General features: G+C 40.7%; 15 protein-coding genes. 8 read left to right on the forward strand and 7 right to left on the reverse strand.

Features of this window, described 5'->3' with window-relative positions:
* The first annotated feature begins 294 nt into the window (after positions 1–294).
* Positions 295–1,203, forward strand: a complete 909-nt coding sequence (locus AC5WOF_RS18075) for a hypothetical protein (RefSeq protein WP_496051341.1) — start codon at positions 295–297, stop codon at positions 1,201–1,203.
* A 325-nt stretch (positions 1,204–1,528) separates the two neighbouring features.
* Entirely contained in the window at positions 1,529–3,478 is a 1,950-nt protein-coding gene (locus tag AC5WOF_RS18080) for an AMP-binding protein (protein WP_496051342.1), read from the forward strand.
* A 321-nt stretch (positions 3,479–3,799) separates the two neighbouring features.
* Here the strand turns inward: AC5WOF_RS18080 and AC5WOF_RS18085 are convergent, their stop codons facing one another.
* The gene (locus AC5WOF_RS18085) at positions 3,800–4,723 is read right to left on the reverse strand and encodes a S66 peptidase family protein (RefSeq protein WP_496051343.1); all 924 of its coding nucleotides are present in this window, start codon (positions 4,721–4,723) and stop codon (positions 3,800–3,802) included.
* A 200-nt stretch (positions 4,724–4,923) separates the two neighbouring features.
* Here AC5WOF_RS18085 and AC5WOF_RS18090 point away from each other — a divergent pair, with 200 nt between their 5' ends.
* Together AC5WOF_RS18090 and AC5WOF_RS18095 are read left to right on the forward strand one after the other, a co-directional pair.
* The gene (locus AC5WOF_RS18090; RefSeq protein ID WP_496051344.1) at positions 4,924–5,973 is read left to right on the forward strand and encodes a basic secretory protein-like protein; all 1,050 of its coding nucleotides are present in this window, start codon (positions 4,924–4,926) and stop codon (positions 5,971–5,973) included.
* Between the two features lie 148 nt (positions 5,974–6,121).
* On the forward strand, positions 6,122–6,268 hold the full coding sequence (locus AC5WOF_RS18095) for a hypothetical protein (protein ID WP_496051345.1): 147 nt from the start codon (positions 6,122–6,124) through the stop codon (positions 6,266–6,268).
* Positions 6,269–6,493: 225 nt separating this feature from the next.
* Here AC5WOF_RS18095 and AC5WOF_RS18100 read toward each other — a convergent pair whose 3' ends face one another.
* Positions 6,494–8,110, reverse strand: a complete 1,617-nt coding sequence (locus tag AC5WOF_RS18100) for a subtype B tannase (protein ID WP_496051346.1) — start codon at positions 8,108–8,110, stop codon at positions 6,494–6,496.
* Positions 8,111–8,392: 282 nt separating this feature from the next.
* Between AC5WOF_RS18100 and AC5WOF_RS18105 the strand changes: the two genes are divergently transcribed.
* The 4 genes from AC5WOF_RS18105 to pnpS all read left to right on the forward strand — a co-directional run bounded on the left by AC5WOF_RS18105 (position 8,393) and on the right by pnpS (position 14,066).
* Positions 8,393–10,186: a hypothetical protein gene (locus AC5WOF_RS18105; RefSeq protein WP_496051347.1), complete on the forward strand. Its 1,794-nt coding sequence runs from the start codon at positions 8,393–8,395 to the stop codon at positions 10,184–10,186.
* A 95-nt stretch (positions 10,187–10,281) separates the two neighbouring features.
* A complete protein-coding gene (gene typA / locus AC5WOF_RS18110; protein ID WP_496051409.1) occupies positions 10,282–12,102 on the forward strand; it encodes a translational GTPase TypA in 1,821 nt (606 codons plus the stop codon).
* A 138-nt stretch (positions 12,103–12,240) separates the two neighbouring features.
* Positions 12,241–12,957: a response regulator gene (locus AC5WOF_RS18115; protein WP_496051348.1), complete on the forward strand. Its 717-nt coding sequence runs from the start codon at positions 12,241–12,243 to the stop codon at positions 12,955–12,957.
* Positions 12,958–12,995: 38 nt separating this feature from the next.
* Positions 12,996–14,066 carry a two-component system histidine kinase PnpS gene (gene pnpS, locus AC5WOF_RS18120; RefSeq protein WP_496051349.1) on the forward strand — a complete coding sequence of 357 codons (1,071 nt, stop codon included), beginning with the start codon at positions 12,996–12,998 and terminating at the stop codon, positions 14,064–14,066.
* Between the two features lie 86 nt (positions 14,067–14,152).
* Here pnpS and pstB (AC5WOF_RS18125) read toward each other — a convergent pair whose 3' ends face one another.
* The 5 genes from pstB (AC5WOF_RS18125) to AC5WOF_RS18145 form a co-directional block, all read right to left on the reverse strand.
* Positions 14,153–14,899 carry a phosphate ABC transporter ATP-binding protein PstB gene (gene pstB / locus AC5WOF_RS18125; RefSeq protein WP_496051350.1) on the reverse strand — a complete coding sequence of 249 codons (747 nt, stop codon included), beginning with the start codon at positions 14,897–14,899 and terminating at the stop codon, positions 14,153–14,155.
* Positions 14,900–14,914: 15 nt separating this feature from the next.
* Positions 14,915–15,712: a phosphate ABC transporter ATP-binding protein PstB gene (pstB, locus tag AC5WOF_RS18130; RefSeq protein WP_496051351.1), complete on the reverse strand. Its 798-nt coding sequence runs from the start codon at positions 15,710–15,712 to the stop codon at positions 14,915–14,917.
* A gap of 16 nt (positions 15,713–15,728) precedes the next feature.
* Entirely contained in the window at positions 15,729–16,622 is an 894-nt protein-coding gene (gene pstA, locus AC5WOF_RS18135; RefSeq protein WP_496051352.1) for a phosphate ABC transporter permease PstA, read from the reverse strand.
* Entirely contained in the window at positions 16,619–17,536 is a 918-nt protein-coding gene (pstC, locus tag AC5WOF_RS18140) for a phosphate ABC transporter permease subunit PstC (protein WP_496051353.1), read from the reverse strand. The genes pstA and pstC overlap by 4 nt, the downstream gene beginning before the upstream one ends.
* Positions 17,537–17,622: 86 nt before the next feature.
* A complete protein-coding gene (locus tag AC5WOF_RS18145) occupies positions 17,623–18,519 on the reverse strand; it encodes a phosphate ABC transporter substrate-binding protein (protein ID WP_496051354.1) in 897 nt (298 codons plus the stop codon).
* Positions 18,520–18,673: the final 154 nt, after the last annotated feature.

Below are 18,673 nucleotides of genomic sequence, written 5' to 3' on the forward strand. Positions count from 1 at the left end.
CGTGCGGTGATCCGACTGTGACGCTGTAAGGCGCCACACGCCCTGTTCTATCTGACTGCTGATGCAGATCACGATGGAGCAGGGCGTCCGCATTTTAAAGGGGATTGTTTATATATGGCTAAGAAGGCGGGACTGGGAAGCTGATGGTTCGAGGAGAGTATCTAGCACTCGAATAATGCTAATTTTGGTAACTTTTATGCGAATCGCCTTGGATGATAGGAGGTTTTTGTATATACTCATAAGGAAGAGGTCGTATGACCTAAGGATCACCGACACAGATGGGACAACAAGAACATGCAGTTCATGGACGACAAGACGGTCATCGCCCTGCCGGACAAAGTGCGCCCCTACTACACCAGGGACAACACCCTGCGGTGGACGGACGCTCAGCGAGCGGTACTCGTTCAGTGGGGCAAGCTCGTCGAGGAGAATGTGCGTCGGGGGTTGGAGGCTCCTGCCTTCAATGACCGAAGCGAACTGTTCGGCATCGACTTGTCGACAGAGCAGCGACCGGTGTTCGCTGCCTGGGGCGAGAAGATCGCAGCCGACGTGCGTCAGGGAAAGAAGCTCTCCACCGTCGGCACGATCTGGGGGAGTCATGTCGACCTCGACGGTTCGCTGCTCAAGGTCGACATGTTCCCGGCCCTGTTCCCCGAGAAACTCGTTGAGGGACTCGTCCCCCGCGTGAACAGCCCGCAGTTCTTGGAGATTTTCTTCGAGAATCCGAAGAACATCGGGCGAGTTCTCGAAGGAGTTCCCGACATCCGCTACGAAGGGGATGTGAACAACCCGGCCGAGCACAACGTCCTGCTGGGGATCCACAAGACCGGTCAGTTCATGAGCATTGCCACCGGCGGGATGCTCTCGGACGACATCGTCGCGGGGAACAATCCTCTCTTCGCCAACGCCGAGGACCGGCTGTGGAACGAAGGCGGATTCCCGATGAGTGCAACGCGTCGGTACGATCTGGCCTTCCTGGCCAAGGAAGGCGACATGTACCACGCGATCCCCCGGATCGCTTTCCGCGAATCGATGAAGTGGGTTCGGATGCGCTTCGTGAGTCGCGAAAGCGACGCGTTCACCACGCTCGTGATCGTCCCCGCCACCCTGCCGGACATCCAGCGAGTCTGCACCAAGTACGCGGCCGAGCTGAAGGTCTGGTGGGTGATCGAGGAAATCGCCAAGCTGGCGTACGGAGTCTGATCGTGCGGTGATCCGACTGTGACGCTGAAAGCTGTGAAGCTTGAGGCGCCACGCGCCCTGTTCTATCTGACTGCTGAATGCAGATCACGATGGAGCAGGGCGTCCGCATTTAAAAGGGAATTACATATAGTTTTTGTGTTATACTTCTTCTGCTTCCAATGCAAACCAACTTTGTAGAGAAAATATCCTCATTGAAATATGATAAAATGAAAAATGCAAAAGGTTTTTTACACTTCTATATGTAAGCGCTTTATTTTTATGTGAGCAAATTAGACATTTGACTGGTGTATCTGTACTACCTATTTTCAAAGGGGAGTTGCAGACTATGGGTGAAACAAAACATACTTATTTACCGACCTCTGTAAAATGGGAAGACTCCAATTTGTATCAATTGTTGGCAGAGCAAGGTTTTTCTTCGATCGATCAACTTCATCGAGCGGTAGAGAAAAATCCAGCATGGTTTTGGGGAGAGATGGAGAAGGCTATTGGTTTGACATGGCGCAAAGCCTATACGAAAGTAATGGATGATTTGAGAGGAATAGCTTGGACACGATGGTATGTGGATGGACAAACAAATGTAGCATATGATGCGGTAGACAAGCATGCTAAAGGACCTCTAGCATTCAAAAACGCGATCATTTGGGAAGCAGATGACGGCAAAACAAGAAAGCTCACTTATAATCAATTGTCCATCGAAACGGATCAGTTTGCTCATGGTTTGCTAAGGTTGGGAGTGAAAAAAGGAGATCGAATTGTGCTCTATCTCCCTATGGTTCCCGAAACAGTTGTGGCCATGCTGGGGGCTGCAAAGATTGGTGCTATTGTTATCCCTGTATTTTCTGGCTATGGAGCAGATGCAGTTGCTGCAAGGGTAGAAGATAGTGGAGCGAAAGTATTGATTACTGCTGATTATTTCTACCGGCGTGGGAAACAGGTTCCTATGGGTAAAGAAGCAGTGAAAGTAGTCGACAAATGTCCTTCTCTTTCCCATGTTGTAGTAGTGCAAAGGGATTCCGATACACTTAGTTCCAGCAACAAATGGTTAACCTATCGATCTTTACTGGCAGGAACGCCGAACACGAGCCCGCTCGTGTGGCTGGAGTCAGAAACACCTTGTATGTTGCTGTATACTTCTGGAACGACAGGAAAGCCAAAAGGAACTGTTCATGTTCATGTTGGGTTTCCTTTCAAAGCTGCACAAGATTTGAAGTATGCATTTCATTTTCAGCAGGAAGATACACTCTGCTGGGTGACTGATATGGGATGGATGATGGGGCCGTGGATGGTTTTTGGAGCATTGCTGCTTGGTGGAAGCATTGTTTTATACGAAGGAACAGCCGACTATCCAAATTGCGGTCGACTTTGGAGTTTAGCAGCCAAACATCGGATCACTCATCTCGGTGTTTCCCCAACAGCAATAAGAATGTTGATGAGTCAAGGTGATAATTGGATAGAAGGACATGATCTGACTTCCTTAAAAGTGTTTGGTTCTTCCGGCGAACCATGGAACAAGGATCCATGGATTTGGTTATTTGAAAAAGTAGGTAAAAGTTGCTGCTCGATTGTCAATTACTCTGGCGGTACAGAGATTTCAGGTGGTATATTGTCTAGTTTTCCCGGCCTTCCCTTGCAGCCTTGTTCTTTTCATGGACCGATACCCGGAATGATCGTAGATGTGGTTGATCAGAAAGGTTCATCAGTAAAAAATGAAGTCGGGGAGCTGGTGATTCGGCAGGCTTGGCCGGGAATGACAAGAGGTTTTTGGCAGAATGCCGATCGCTATGAAAAATCATACTGGTCTCGTTTTCCTGATACATGGGTGCATGGGGATTGGGCAAGAACCAATGAAGAAGGCTATTGGTTTATTGAGGGACGCAGCGATGATACGCTGAAAGTTGCGGGAAAAAGAGTTGGGCCGATTGAATATGAGTCAGCACTTGTTTCTCATGAAGCAGTAGTAGAAGCTGCTGCGATAGGTATACCTGACGAAGTAAAAGGAATGGTTGCTGTTTGTTTTGTTACATTGCAAAAAAATGTTCAGGCGAAAAAAGAATTGGAAGAAGAATTGAAAACAGTAATAATGGAGAAATTAGGTAAGCCATTAAAACCAAAAGCTATTCATTTTGTAAATGAGCTGCCCCGAACAAGAAATGGGAAGATTCTAAGAAGGGTTATCCGTACTGCGTATCTAAATGAGGCTTTAGGAGATTTATCTTCAATAGAGAATCCAAAATCTATTATAGAGATCGGAACTTTATGGACAAAAAGACAATAGTGCCATATATGTGGACTGGGCGAATTCGAAAGAGTGCCCAGTCTTTGTCTATGACAGCTCTGAATAACCTTCTTATGTTCTTCATAGGGCTTTTTTTGTATAAATTATGGTTCAAAGGATAAGAAACATTCTAATTTTACATTAAAATGACAACCTAAAAGGGAAAAGTTATGACTAACGAGGAGCATCCACTTAAAACCATCCTTTAAGTCAGTGAAAGGAGGGGAGTCATTTATAAAAGCATTAATATTATTCCAATATCAAAGGAAAACGATTAGGAAAAGATGTCCTTTCTCCAATTCTTCTGAATGTTACACTCTTCTATCCGCTTACAACTGTTTCTACTACCGTCAATGTTCTATTGTATGTATTTAAGTTAACCATTGCCCCGATCGGTATAGTCGTTTTATATGTTCCATGAGCTGTCCGTAGATTGGTCATTAACGGCTTCCCAAGTGGAACAAGTAAAGTCTCTATCAACTCATCATAAGAATCTCCATAAGAAATCGGACAGTCTGTACACTGTCCCACCACAATACCAAGGCAATCCTGAAATTTTCCAGCTAGGATCATTCTTGTTAAGTCTCGGTAGATTTTATCCGTTGCCTCATGTATCTCTTCCAGTACGATAATTTTCCCTGTTGTATCAATCTCATAGGGAGTTCCAAGTGTATCTACAAATGATGTTATATTTCCCCCAATAATTGGTCCTGTAACATTTCCTTGTACAAGACTCACTAAAGGGATACCAGGAGGGTTTTCGATTACTTTTTGTTCGTTGATAGCAGAAACAGTAGAAAAGAATTGTTCATAGTTAAAGGTAGGAGTAGTTGGTCTAAAATCGATGAGTAGAAGGCTTTGGAATGAGATCATATTTGAAAATTGATATAAAATATTGAGGAGTATTGTGATATCACTATATCCCGTTACGATCTTGGGGTTTCTTTGAATCACATTATAATCTAAGTATGGGAGAATATCTTTAACTCCTGTACCTCCTCGGCTAGGCAAAATCATCTTCACTGTGCGATTTTCAAACATCTGCATCAAATCGCTTGCTCTTTCTGTAGCAGAAGCTGCGACAATTCCTTCGTAATCATACACATGTTGTCCAACTAGTACTTGAAAGCCCATGCTTCTAAGTACGTTTATTCGTGCATCTATAGTACTCCTTGCAAGGGGACTTCCCAATGTGACAATCCCAATAGTGTCTCCTGTTTGTAAATAAGGGGGTTTAATTGGCATATTTATACCTCCTGCCAACTTACTCCCTGTAATCATATTTATGGAATAATCGGTTTATGCAATACAAGGACAGGATGTAGCGATATAATTATGTATTTTTAAATATGAGAATAAGGTGATTTTTACTTCAGGTTATTGCGAATATACTTATTTTTCTATACTATGAATATATTGTTACTTTGCAAGAGGAGATGAAGCATTTGTCAAAAAACAAAGGACTATATCTTATTATTTCGTTTATCTTTACACTTGTTTTCTTTGCCTCTATTAACATTTCATCTGTGTATGCGGCTACAAAAGTAGTCAAAAGCGGAGATTTTAAAATGACGATCACGTACGATGATGATCAACTTATTGATGTGGTCAATCGATATGAAATAACATTTAAACGTACATACTCTCCGATGGCAGATGTATATAATCCTAAGAAGGCTCGAAAGGAATTTTTCGTTAAATTCGAAAAAAATAAAAATTACCCCATTGCCTATACCTCTGGTAATACGATTTATATTCATCCTGACTATGCGAAAAACAATCCCGACGATCAAGGAATGCTGGTGCATGAGATGTGTCATATATTGCAAGCTTATCCAAATGGGGTGAAAGTTCCTAGTTGGTTTGTAGAAGGTTTTGCAGATTATGCTCGATATCGGTATTCGAATCTGGATAGTTGGCGATTTCCAAAGGTGGAGGAAAGTCAAAAATACACAGATAGTTATCGGGTAACTGCTCGATTTTTCATGTGGATCAATCACATTAAGTCCCCTGGCAGTATTCTGAAAATCCACCAACGAGTGCAAAATAATTATTACTCGGATAACTTATTCAAAGAATACACGGGGAAAACATTGGATCAGCTTTGGAAAGAGTATCAACAGAAGCCTGGTCCAGTAGAGAGTTTGGATTGGAAAGTGGCAGATAACAAAGCGAGGTACAATGGAGAGACAGGCGTTGGTACATGGGTGAAATATATGGAGTTTAACTACACTCCAGGAAAGCAAAATTATATTCACACACGCAGTAACAATGCCACAGAAGGAGCTATAAGCTACAAAATTGTGGATTCAAGTACTGAAAAAGAAGTTCACACGTATACTACACCGACCTTAAAACAAGATTCCATCAGTTCGATTGAACCATCCGGCAAAGATTCAGGGGAACCAGATAAGGGGAAATATATCTTATATGTTCAAATCCCAAAAGGGATGAATATCGATTTTGAATTTAACTATGGGAATAAATACTATTGATTTAAAAAGCGTATTGCTCTAACAGCAATGCGCTTTTTAAACACTAGGATTCAAAAGAAAATTATTTTTTTGCCTATAGGGATTGCAAATTTTGCTACAATATAACGTGTAATCCACGTAATCGTGGTGACCGAGATGGAGGAAAATCATGGCTGATGACCGTGACGCTAGGTTGGTTGAAGAGGCTATTGCCAAGCAAGAGTCAGTTGCCGGCCACGCGGAACTGCTCGCGAACAAAGCGAGCTTAGCTGAGGGTGATGGTGACGGTTCTTCGTCCGAGGAGGAGACCTCCTAAGATCCGTCATTAGACTCTGGATCTTGCATCTCAGGTGGTTCAGTTTTACATGTGAAGACTGAACCACCCTCCGAATATATAGTTTTTTACATAAAAGAATCAATCGACCAACTTACTAGAACTTTTCTCCATTAAAAAAGCCCCCAATTTAGGCAAACAGATTTTATTATTTCATCTGTCTGCTTTTTTGGGAGCATATCAAAAAGGGATACGCTTTTTCTAAGATTAATGCTTATTTTTGTGTTTCATTGGATGACAGATTTTATCCATCCAAGCAAAAAGCTCATCTAAGTCATAATCGCCGCTATGTGGTCGATCCCAAGCATATGCGAAGTTAACATGGTAACCATTGTTATGCAGTTTGGATGCCAGGATGGCGGAGACAGCCAGGGAGGTATCGCTGTCTTTTGTGCCATGACGAATCCGCCAGTATTTTGAAGTAGTTGTTCCCGGTGCTCCAATGTACCTCGTAGGGTTCATCATTTTCACCATTATTGGGGAAGCAAGCGAGCCTTTCACGATACTATGTTTCATTGAAAACTCGGTAAAGTGTTTTGCATTGATGGTTGCAGTACCAAATAATTCATTCTCAGCATTGCTTAAATTTAATGCATCAAATGCGGGTGGAGTCTTCATTCGACTCATAAATGCCGCTTGTTTTTCAAAGTCAATATCCGTGACTTTTCCGTTTTTGATCGTTATCCACTTCTTATTAGACAAATCAGTACCACTATCAAGTGCTTTTTGTGCTGATTGGATCAAATAGGACTTGACGTAATCTTTAAAAGTACCATTTCCATTCGTGTCCAATCGTAACGAAGTTCCATCATTCTTTCTGAGTTTCAGTGAATTCAAATATGGCGGGAACATCATTTTCTCCCTGTCAGAGATTTTAATCTGACTTGCCGTTAGCGTACCCTTGACCTCAGATCTCTTGATCTGTCCGTTTACTGTTGACATTGCCATCTTTTTGTATGTGTGTATATCGTTGAACTGCCACTCATATGCCATATCTGCATGTTCTAAATTTGTAATGGGACAGTAGGCAGATACAGCATAAATATCATCACGTTCATTAGCTGCACCGATCGCTTTTAAATAGGGTTCATAATCGAAGTTGTTACTTGAAGCGCCTAGCAGAGAAGAAAGGGCACCTCCAGCGCTGGTTCCATTAGAAATAATTTTTTCCGCATCTCCAGGTAAGTATTTATCATTATGCCTCAAATAGCGAACAGCGGCCTTTAGGTCTACGATAGCAGCAGGAGCTTTTCCGGTATACTTCCCGTTTTTGTCTTGTAAGGTTCTTCCGCGTGCTCCGGGTGCTGCTACCACATAGCCCTTTGATAAGGCGACAAATGCTGCATTTACACTACCTTCCATGCCTTTGCCAGGGCTTCCAGACGGTCCGGGCATATAACCGCCTACGGAATTAGGTAAGAAGATGGGAGCAGTTTCTGCCGTGTATTTGCTAATAGACTTACCTTGATAGTAAGCTTTGGGAATAAAGATATTCATACTCTGATATTTTGTATCTACTGGATTTTTGACATAAACGATGTTGGTGTAGGCACGATAGGAGATCGTCTTACCATTTAAGGTCAGAATCTTGTCTGTGAATCTTCTGGGATTAATCCTTAAGGAGTCTTGTTTTTTTTTTGTGATCTTTGTGTTATCGAATGCTCTGGTTCTCTCATATTTTAAGTTGGTATTTTCTCTTGATGTTCTACTCAGATTGTTTTTTGGTGTTTCCACAGACATTCGATTGCATCCATACATAGCAAAAGAAAAGAGAAACAGACATGTGAAGAAAAGAGAAATAATCATTTTGCGATTCTGATTCAATACGTTCACACCTTTTTTTATAGTTTTAGATGTGAATAGTATTGTTTATTTATAGAAAATAATTTATTTGTTTGGTGTGCTTTTTTATTTCCAAATTTTGTATTCCGAATAAAGAAACTACATATTTTCATAGATTGATTTGCCGGCTATACTTTTTCCTTTCAACGTTCATAAATCAAGTTGAGAATAGGAAAAAAATACTTCTTTTTTTCATCATTATGTATTATCAATTTCTGTTAAAATTAATATAAAAAAATAAATGTTTAAAGGAGGTAGTATCTATTGGCTAATATATCGCTTATTTGGAGAAATATAAGACAAAATTTCAAGCCACATCTCCTCTTTTTTAGTATACATACCTTCTTTGGAATGGTTTATTTATGGAGTGAGATGCTTACTTCTCATCCTTGGTTTGGAAAATTTCTCAACTTACAAGAAATCGACATTTTAGATATCAATCAGCTTCGTTTTCTGTTTTTTGGTTCTTTACTCTTATCCACTATTTATCAAATAGCAAGCAGAAGAAGTACAATTACACCAGATATGTTAGATGACGTCTCTTGGAAACAGATGCGCATCGTAATTGTTGGAGAAAATCTTTTGCTCGGCTTGGTATCATGGTTGATGAGTATCATCATGGGAATGTTACTCAGTTTATTGATTTTTCCGTTATTTGGAATTTTGATGGAGACTCCTACTTTTCCGTTTGTATTTCCGGCTTTAGCTATCGGAAAATCAGCATTGCTTTTTATTCCTGCTTTTGTAGTTAGTGCACTACTTATTTATTTTTTTCTATATCCAAAGAAAAAAGCATGGAATACTTATGGAAGATGGCAATCCTATGCATGGGTAATCGTGTCTGCGGTTTTGTTGTCAGGCTTGAATCTATATGTGTCTTTTTTTGCAAGTCAGCGTTTAAGACTAAGTGAGTGGTTCTATCTATTTCTTGGTGTATTTTTTGTTGGAGCCATTATTTTATTGGTGATCCTAGATAGAAAAATCGGTTATATTTCCATTTTTTCCAATCAGCGATTTTTTGGAGGTTTAACAGGGAAGGTTTTAGTTGTTTTTTTGGCTGTTCTTTCCTTCGTTTCCTCGATACAAGACATGAAAGTATTGTTTACGAGTTATCAAACTCAGCAAGATTATTATCAAGAAAATGCTTTTACTTTTTATTTAGAAGCACTGTATCAAGATAAATCAAAATTGCCTCTTTATGAACAGGAATTGGAACAGGAATTAAAACAAAAGAAGGTAACTTATCACAAGCAGCAAGTAGATTTTTTGGTTCTTGAAGAAGCTAATGGAGTACGATCTCCCTTGACGCTGTCGTATTCCCAGTATGAAAAAGTAGCAAAACAGTTGGGACAACCTAAACCAACAAAATTAAAAGAAAATGAAGCCATTTATTTTTTTACTTCTGTTAACTCACCTTACCAGCAAAAGAGTGAAATAGATGAAAAATCAATTGCTTTTATCGGATATCCAACTGCTTTTCATCTGAAGTCAAAAATAGGAAGTTTTATCCCAGGGTATGATGTCATGGTTGTAGCGGATGAAGTATATGCGGAAATTCGCAACGTGGAAAGTGCAAATGTTAATTACGCTGTTCCAGATCGGTATGTATTGTACATGGTGCCAGCTTGGATGAAAACAAATCCTACTTATGCATCACCGGAACTGCAAGTAGGAACGAAGTTGATCAATCAAATCGAAAAGTCACCAAAGTTTATCTCCAATCAAGATCATATATTAAATGGATATGTTGGTGAAAATAAAAATTATGAGCTAACCGTACGCTCTCCGTATGGAATGGGTGTAAATGATATACATTTTCTCTTCTTGACTCTGTTCAAAGGTTTGATCAGCTTGATACTGATATTGTTTTTATATGACAGACGCAGTAAACAATGGTGGATTTCTTTTTACTATCCTTTGAGTCTGGCTATTGTAGCTAGTTTTCTTTTTAGTATCGATAGAGTCAGTATTACAGCTATTGCTGTCATCGTTCAGGTCGTTTGGATTCATCTATTTTTCTGTTTGGTTTCAAAGAAAAGATTTCATTTTTATCGTTAAAATCGTTCTTTTTCGCGGTTTTCGTAGCAAAAGCGACATAGTTGTGGTACGATCTCCTTTGTGAATAGATAAGCGTATAAGGAAGGAATAACAGAATAATGAATGCAGAGCAAATAAGAAATATCGCCATCATCGCTCACGTTGATCATGGGAAAACAACACTAGTAGATGCGATGTTAAAGCAGAGCCACATTTTCCGCCAAAATCAACAGGTGGAAGATCGTGTGATGGATTCCAATGAACTCGAGAGAGAAAGAGGAATCACGATTCTAGCGAAAAATACGGCGATTGAATATAAAGGAATTAAAATCAATATTGTTGACACCCCTGGGCACGCTGATTTTGGTGGAGAAGTAGAGCGGGTTATGAACATGGTTGATGGAGTGCTTTTATTAGTGGATTCGGTAGAGGGACCGATGCCGCAAACCAAATTTGTCCTCCGTCAAGCTATCGAGCGCGGTCATAAAGCAATTGTAGTGGTGAATAAAATTGACCGGGATAACCGTCGTCCAGAAGAAGTAATCAATGAGACATTTGATTTATTTGTAGATCTCGGAGCGACAGATGAGCAGTGTGATTTTCCCGTTGTTTATGCTAGTGCACTCAGCGGAGTTTCTGGAATGGACTATGAAAATCTAACGGATACACTGGAGCCTTTGTTTGAAGAAATCATCACCCAGCTTCCTTCTCCACAAGTTGACGTAGATGGTCCTACTCAAATGCAAGCTACTTTACTAGGTTTTGATGAGTACAAAGGACAGATAGTAATCGGTAGATTGGAACGCGGATCGATTCGTAAAAATCAGCAACTTGTCCTATTAGCTGCTGATGGAACTAGCCGCAATGTCAAAGTTGGGCAAGTTTACATTCACCGCGGGCTCGCACGTGTAGAAGTGGAAGAAGCTACGGCGGGAGATATTATTGCGCTCACTGGTGTGGAAAATGTCGGTATCGGGGATACGCTTGCTGATCCCGAGCATCCAGAGGCATTGCCTCCTATTACTGTAGAAGAGCCGACTCTTCGGATGACGATCGGAATCAATACAAGTCCATTTGCAGGCCAAGATGGTACATTTGTTACTTCCCGGAAATTGAGAGAGCGTCTTTATCGGGAAGCAGAAGCAGATGTTGCACTGCGTGTAAAAGATGCCGATTCCTCGGATCAATTTATTGTTTCTGGTCGTGGGGAGCTGCATCTTGGGATTTTAATCGAAAACATGCGCCGAGAGGGTTACGAATTTCAAGTGAGCAAACCGGAAGTGATCTTAAAAGAGATCGATGGGCGCAAGATGGAACCAATGGAAACAGTAGATATCGAAGTCAGTAGTGAATATCAAGGGGCAGTAGTTGAACTGCTTGGTATTCGCAAAGGACAATTACAAGATATGGCAGTACTCGAAAACGGAAATATTCAGTTCAAATATTTAGCTCCTTCGCGTGGTCTGCTCGGTTTTCGTCAACAATTGCTGACTGCTACACGTGGGGAAGCACAGATGCATACATTACTTGCTGGATATGAACCTTATGCAGGCGAAATTCAGACGAATGATTTTGGTTCACTCATTGCTTGGGAAACGGGTACATCGACAACATATGCTTTGCATGCATCACAAGATCGAGGTCAAATGTTTATCACTCCTGGGACAGAAGTGTATGAAGGGATGATCGTTGGACAACATATCCGCGATACGGATTTAGAAGTAAATGTATGTAAAAAGAAACACCTGACTTCCATACGCAGTGCTACAAAGGAAGAAACGCTCAAGCTAGATGCACCGCGTCAAATGACGATTGACGATGCGATTGAGTATTTGAAAGAAGATGAATTACTAGAAGTAACACCAAAAACATTCCGACTGCGTAAAAAATACTTGAACAAAAACGAACGTGCAAAACACAATCGCCAAAAGAGATAATATATTTGTTTTTGGAAAAGGGAAGGTTAAGAAAAGGGCACTCCAAAAAGTACTATTTCTGGAGTCGTTCATAACCTTTCCTTTTCGTATGTTTTCTCTTAAGATTAGGAGTAGAGCACGAGTGTAGGAGTGAATGAGATGGCGAAAAAAATCTTAGTAGTAGAAGATGAACCTTCCATTGTAAAATTGATTGAATTTAATTTAACAAAAGAAGGATTTAGTGTGGATAGTGCTCTTGATGGGGATATCGCACTACAAAAAATAAAAGTGGATATGCCTGATCTGATCGTGCTGGATTTGATGCTCCCACGATTTGATGGATTAGAAGTCTGCCGTCGTATTCGTGCGGAAAAAGAACATATCCCTATCTTGATGTTAACTGCAAAATCAGATGAATTTAATAAAGTACTCGGTTTGGAACTGGGTGCAGATGATTATATGACGAAACCATTTAGTATTCGAGAATTAACTGCAAGAGTGAAAGCAATTTTTCGTCGCATGGAAGCAGTCAGAAGAAGTGATGAAGACACCAAGCCTCCAGAAAGAAGTATTCAGATCGGCGATATTTTGATCGATACAGATGGGTATGAAGTGATGAGAAATGGAGTACCGATCGAGCTGACGCCAAAAGAGTTTGAGTTATTGATTTATCTTGCTAACCATCGTGGAAAAGTATTATCGAGAGATCAATTGCTCAATGCAGTTTGGAACTACGATTTTGTAGGGGATTCACGTATCGTAGATGTTCATGTCAGCCATCTAAGAGATAAGATTGAGTTGGATTCAAAAAAGCCGCTTTACATCAAGACAGTACGTGGTGTGGGATATAAGCTGGAGAGCAAAGAAGAAAAATAGGCGAGAGAAAAAGCAAATGCAATTTGGGGGGTGGGTGTTTGGAAGCATTAGTAAAGAAAATACTTGACTTGCAAGAGAGCACCAATCGGATGAACAGTGTGATTGAGTCCCTGGATACTGGTTTGATGATGGTAGATGCTCATGGATATATCAAATTAGTAAACCGTGCTTTTGGAAGTATCTTTGATTTACCAGTTGAACAGATGATGGGGAAACATTACGATGTATACTTATCTGCTTATAACTTTCGTCCGTTGTTGAACGAATGCATAGAGACAAATATTCCCGTCCGATTGGAAATCCCCCTGTTTTATCCGCAAGAGAGAATAATAGAGGCGAGTCTCACTCCCATTGAAGAAAATTCGCAGCAGTTTGGTATTGTGGCGATTTTTCGTGATTTGACGGCAATTCGCCGCTTGGAAGAATTGCGCCGAGACTTTGTAGCCAATGTATCACATGAGTTAAAAACACCACTTACCTCCATTGTAGGTTTTACAGAAACATTGTTAGATGGTGCGCGAAAAGACCCAGATACTTGCAAAGAATTTTTGCAGATTATATACAAAGAAGGGTTACGGTTGCAGCGTTTAGTGTCTGATCTCTTGGATTTATCCAAAATCGAATCAAAACAAGTTTCGATCAAGATGGAAATCATTTCTGTACAATTGGTTGTTCATGATGTAGTGGAAACGTTGATAGAACAGATGCAAGCAAAAAATTTACGCTTATTGACAGACATTGAACCGCTTATGGTCAAGATGGATACGGATTGCGTAAGGCAGATATTAGTGAATTTACTAGCGAATGCAATGAATTATACACCAGTTGGCGGGAAAGTGACAGTCAATGTAAAACAAGATGAGAGACACTGGATGCTGCAAGTGATGGATACGGGAATCGGAATTCCAGAACAGGATCAACCGCGAATTTTTGAACGGTTTTATCGAGTGGATAAAGCACGGTCTCGTAATTCAGGAGGTACAGGGCTTGGATTAGCTATTGTGAAACATTTGGTAGAACTGCATCATGGCGAGATAGAAGTGGAAAGTACTGTCGGCAAAGGGAGTATTTTTACAGTGCGTTTTCCTTTGAAATATAGTGTTACCTGACAAACCCGAATAAAGGATTGGGTTTGTTTTTTTATTATGGTAAAAGACATATTAAAAGCCAGCAGACTCGCTGGCTTTTTTGCTGTTCAACCAAATTGTCCTGAAAGATAACGTTTTGTACGTTGATCACTAGGAGATTGAAATAAAATATCTGTCTCATTTGCTTCCACAATTTCTCCATGTAAAAAGAAAGCAGTCTGATCTGAAATACGTTTGGCTTGTTGCATATTGTGTGTAACCACGATAATGCTATAGTTTTCTTTTAAGGAAAGAATCAGTTGCTCGATGTATTCTGTAGAAATGGGATCGAGTGCAGAAGCTGGTTCATCTAAAAGGAGTATTTCTGGTTCTACAGCAAGAACACGCGCGATAACTAATCGTTGTTGCTGACCGCCTGAAAGCCCTAGTGCAGAAGTGTGCAGTCGATCTTTTACTTCATCCCATAAGTGTGCTTGATGTAATGTTTTTTCTACAATAGCATCCAATTGCTTTTTTTGTTTGATCCCATGTATACGTGGCCCATAGGCGATATTGTCATAGATTGATAAAGGAAAAGGGATCGGTTGTTGGAATACCATCCCCATTCTTTTGCGAAGGGAGACGACATCAGTTTTGGTGTCGTAGATCTCTGTTTCTCCTAAACGGACAGAGCCATCTGCCCGAAACATAGGGATATAGTCATTCATCCGGTTTAAACTTCGCAGCAAGGTAGATTTTCCACAGCCGGATGGTCCAATCAGTGCGGAAACTGTATTTGGTGAGAAGGTTATCGATATGTTATTTAAAGCATGTTTTTCACCATAGTACACATGAAACTGATCTACTACAAGCATCGATGATCCCCCCTTTTAGCCGAATTTCCCACTTAAATAATCGTGTGTTTTTGATTGTTGTGGTGCTGTAAATATTTGCTCGGTATGCCCTATTTCTACCATGTTCCCAAGATGGAAATAGGCAGTGTAATCCGAGATGCGAGCAGCTTGGTGCATATTGTGAGTGACAATCACAATCGTAAAATCGCGTTTTAGCTCTTGTAACAATTGTTCGATTTTTTCTGTTGAGATCGGATCAAGTGCAGAAGTAGGCTCATCCAATAAGATAATGCTAGGATTCATCGCGATTGTTCTTGCGATACAAAGTCGTTGCTGCTGGCCGCCGGATAGTTGTAAGGCAGAATCCTGCAAGCGATCTTTTACTTCATCCCAAAGTCCTACTCGCTTCAAACTTTCTTCTACAATCGCTTCGATATCTTTTTTGGGAACTCCATGTATTCGCAGAGCAAAGGCTATGTTATCAAATATCGATTTATAGAAAGGATTTGGTTTTTGAAAGACCATCCCTACATGTTTACGCAAGGCTGTTGCTTGGATGGATTCCGTTTGAATGTTAACTCCATCAATAAAAATATCTCCTGTTATCTTTGCCCCTGGAATCGTATCATTCATTCGATTGACACTGCGCAGTAAAGTTGATTTTCCACAGCCGGAAGGTCCGATGAACGCTGTAATTGTTTTATCATAGAGGGTAATATTGATGTCTTTTAATGCATGAGAACTGCCATAGTAAACATTTAGCTTGTTTGTTTTTACCGTGATGTTGGTCGATAGATCCGCGTCTCGTTTTTTTACATAAGGGAAATCTAGCATTTTATCTTCCCTCCAATCATGATGATGTCAATCGACGATAAATATATTTGCCGAGCAGGCGGGCAAATATAGTGAATAAAAGAACAGCACAAATTAAAATAAATGCCGAACCGCCAGACACGATAGCTGCTGTTTGCGTAGATAAACTATCGGAATTGACTTTCCAGATATAAACCGACAAGGTAGCAGCTGGTCGGAATGGATTGAGCGGAGAGCTGACAGAAGTTGGGTCCCAGTTCGTAAAATCAAGATTTGGAGAGCTCATTCCAGCAGTAAAGAGGAGAGCCGCTGCTTCCCCAAAAATACGTCCAGCTGCTAAGATGGCTCCAGTGACAATACCTGGTAAAGCTACTGGAAGCATAATTTTGGTGATCGTTTGCCAATGAGTAATCCCAAGTGCCAATGAAGCTTCTTTTTGGTCTTTTGGTACTGCGGTAATCGCTTGTTCTACTACTCGAACCATCAATGGCAGATTAAAGATAGTAAGTGCAAGTGCACCACCAGCTAAGGTGTATCCCCAACCGGTATATTGAACAAAAAGCAAGAGGCCAAATAGTCCGATGATAATCGATGGCAAGGAAGACATCACTTCCATACATAACCGCAGAAACTTGGTAAAACGAGTTGGCTTAGCGTATTCTGCCATATAAATTCCGCCGCCGATTCCAATTGGCAACGTAATAATCATCGTGAGAATGAGCAAATAAAAAGAGTTAAAAAGCATCGGTGCAATTCCGCCAACTTCTCCTAAAATATAAGAACCTGGAGCCTCCGTTAAGAAATCCCAAGATATATATGAAATGCCTCGAACGAGAATGAAGCCTAATAATCCGATCAAAGTACAGACAATAAAAATAGCTACAATATAAAAGAAAAGGGTTGCCAAACGATCCATTTGTTTTGCGTTCATGAGACATCCCTCCGTCGTGTAATCAAGCGAATAACAAGGATAAATGCGAGTGTCATTAGAAGAAGGACTAGTCCCATCAACCAAAGGACTTGGTTAAATGTTTCGCTTGGTACGGTATTTCCCATGTTTTGCGTGATCATACTGGTTAATGTGTGGATCGAGATAAAGAAATGAAAAGGGGCATTTGGTACATTACCAATGACCATTTGCACAGCAAGAGCTTCCCCGAAAGCGCGTGCCATCCCTAAGACAACAGCAGTCATCAATCCAGGTAGTGCGGTTTTTAAGACGATTTTCCAGATGGTCTGCCAACGTGTAGCCCCAAGGGCATAGGAGCCTTCTCGGTATTTTTGCGGTACAGCTTCAATGGCATCAACACTGATGCTGATGATTGTTGGGAGGATCATAATGGACAGAACCAAAATCCCTGCTAGAAGCCCAAAACCAATTCCTCCGATGAGCTTACCGATAAAAGGAACCAACAGCGTTAGTCCCATAAATCCATAGACAACAGAGGGAATCCCGACTAATATCTCCGTTGCCGGCTGTAAAATCTTTTTTCCCCACTTAGGTGCGATTTCGGTCATAAAGATAGCAGCACTGATTCCAAGTGGTGCACTGATAATAGTTGCACCGATGGTGACCATAAAGGACCCCAGTATGATATAGAGTGAGCCGAATTTATTATCTTGCGGACTCCAATCGGTAGAAAAAAACTGGCTGAGTGTTATTTCTCCATTTAGAAAGGGTTGTAATCCTTTGGAGGTGATAAACCAAAGCAAGGATAACAAGATAAGGATTACAATCCAAACGCTGACATACGTAACCGAACGACCTCTCCATTCTGTCCAGAAGATGCGCTTGGCGGGTGTCTGTAGCTTTTCCGCTAAAGAAGTATTGCCTTTTTCTTTCATAATGAACTCCTCTCCAAGAAAAACTCAAAAGGGAATAAGGAGCCTATTCCCTGAAAAAGGGCTCCTTATTCCTAGTTGTGTAGCAATTATTTCACGTTGCCATCGGAATCTCTTTCTACTTTCATATCTGAAATAGGGATATAATTTAATTTGGTAACTAGTCCTTTTTGTACTTCATCGGAAAGAATATATTTGATAAATGCTTCTTCGAGTTGTTTGTTTTTTCCGTTGGTATTGGTGTAGATGTGTTCATAAGCCCATACTTTCCATTTATTTGTGGTGACATTCTCATTGGTAGGTTGGACACCATCCAATGTCAGTGCTTTCACCGTATTATCGACATAGGAGAAGGCGAGATAACCGATAGCTCCTTGTGTTTGACCGATAATTTTGCGTACTGTACCAGATGAATCTTCTACGATGCCGCCTTTACCGCGAAATTCTTTGTTATCTTGGAGAGCGAATTTAGCAAATGCAGCACGTGTTCCAGAGCTTTCTGAACGGTTAACGAGTACAATCGCTTGGTCTTTTCCGCCGACTTCTTTCCAGTTTTTAATTTTACCTGTAAAGATATCGATTAATTGTTGTTGGGTAAGATTGGTAACTCCTACGTTTGGATTGACAACTGGTGCAATTCCAACGACAAATGTTTTGTGATCTACTAGTTTTGAAGCATCGATCTTTTCTTTTTCTTCTGCAAATATATCGGAATTGCCTAAGTCGGCAGTATCATTCATGGCTGCGGTTAGTCCTTGTCCACTTCCTCCGCCCTGTACATTGATCTGTACACCTGGGTTCTTGGACATGAAGGTTTTACTCGCTTCTTCGACAAATGGCTGCATAGCGGTAGATCCAACAGATGTTAGATTTCCAGACAATTGATTGTTATTTTGATTATTTGTATTGCCGCTACATGCTGCGAGCAAGCTGCTGAATGCAAGCCCGATGACTCCACTTACCAAGATACTTCTTTTTAACTTCACGAAAGATTCCTCCTAAATTTGCTGATCAAATCTTTGTTCTCTTTCACTATACGTGTGAACTATTGTTGATAAATGAAGGAAATGTAAACCTAGTGTAAATAAATGTTACGATTTGGTTAATTTTTTGTGTTTTAAAAATATTATTTTTAGTTTA

The organism is Shimazuella sp. NTD250 (assembly GCF_059510375.1).

Bases quoted from the DNA above. Each gene is read 5' to 3' on its own strand.
- AC5WOF_RS18085 (WP_496051343.1), bottom strand. From the start codon at position 4,723: ATGCCAATTAAACCCCCTTATTTACAAACAGGAGACACTATTGGGATT.
- AC5WOF_RS18115 (WP_496051348.1), top strand. From the start codon at position 12,241: ATGGCGAAAAAAATCTTAGTAGTAGAAGATGAACCTTCCATTGTAAAA.
- pstA (WP_496051352.1), bottom strand. From the start codon at position 16,622: ATGAACGCAAAACAAATGGATCGTTTGGCAACCCTTTTCTTTTATATT.
- AC5WOF_RS18080 (WP_496051342.1), top strand. From the start codon at position 1,529: ATGGGTGAAACAAAACATACTTATTTACCGACCTCTGTAAAATGGGAA.
- pstB (WP_496051350.1), bottom strand. From the start codon at position 14,899: ATGCTTGTAGTAGATCAGTTTCATGTGTACTATGGTGAAAAACATGCT.
- AC5WOF_RS18075 (WP_496051341.1), top strand. From the start codon at position 295: ATGCAGTTCATGGACGACAAGACGGTCATCGCCCTGCCGGACAAAGTG.
- AC5WOF_RS18095 (WP_496051345.1), top strand. From the start codon at position 6,122: ATGGCTGATGACCGTGACGCTAGGTTGGTTGAAGAGGCTATTGCCAAG.
- pstB (WP_496051351.1), bottom strand. From the start codon at position 15,712: ATGCTAGATTTCCCTTATGTAAAAAAACGAGACGCGGATCTATCGACC.
- pstC (WP_496051353.1), bottom strand. From the start codon at position 17,536: ATGAAAGAAAAAGGCAATACTTCTTTAGCGGAAAAGCTACAGACACCC.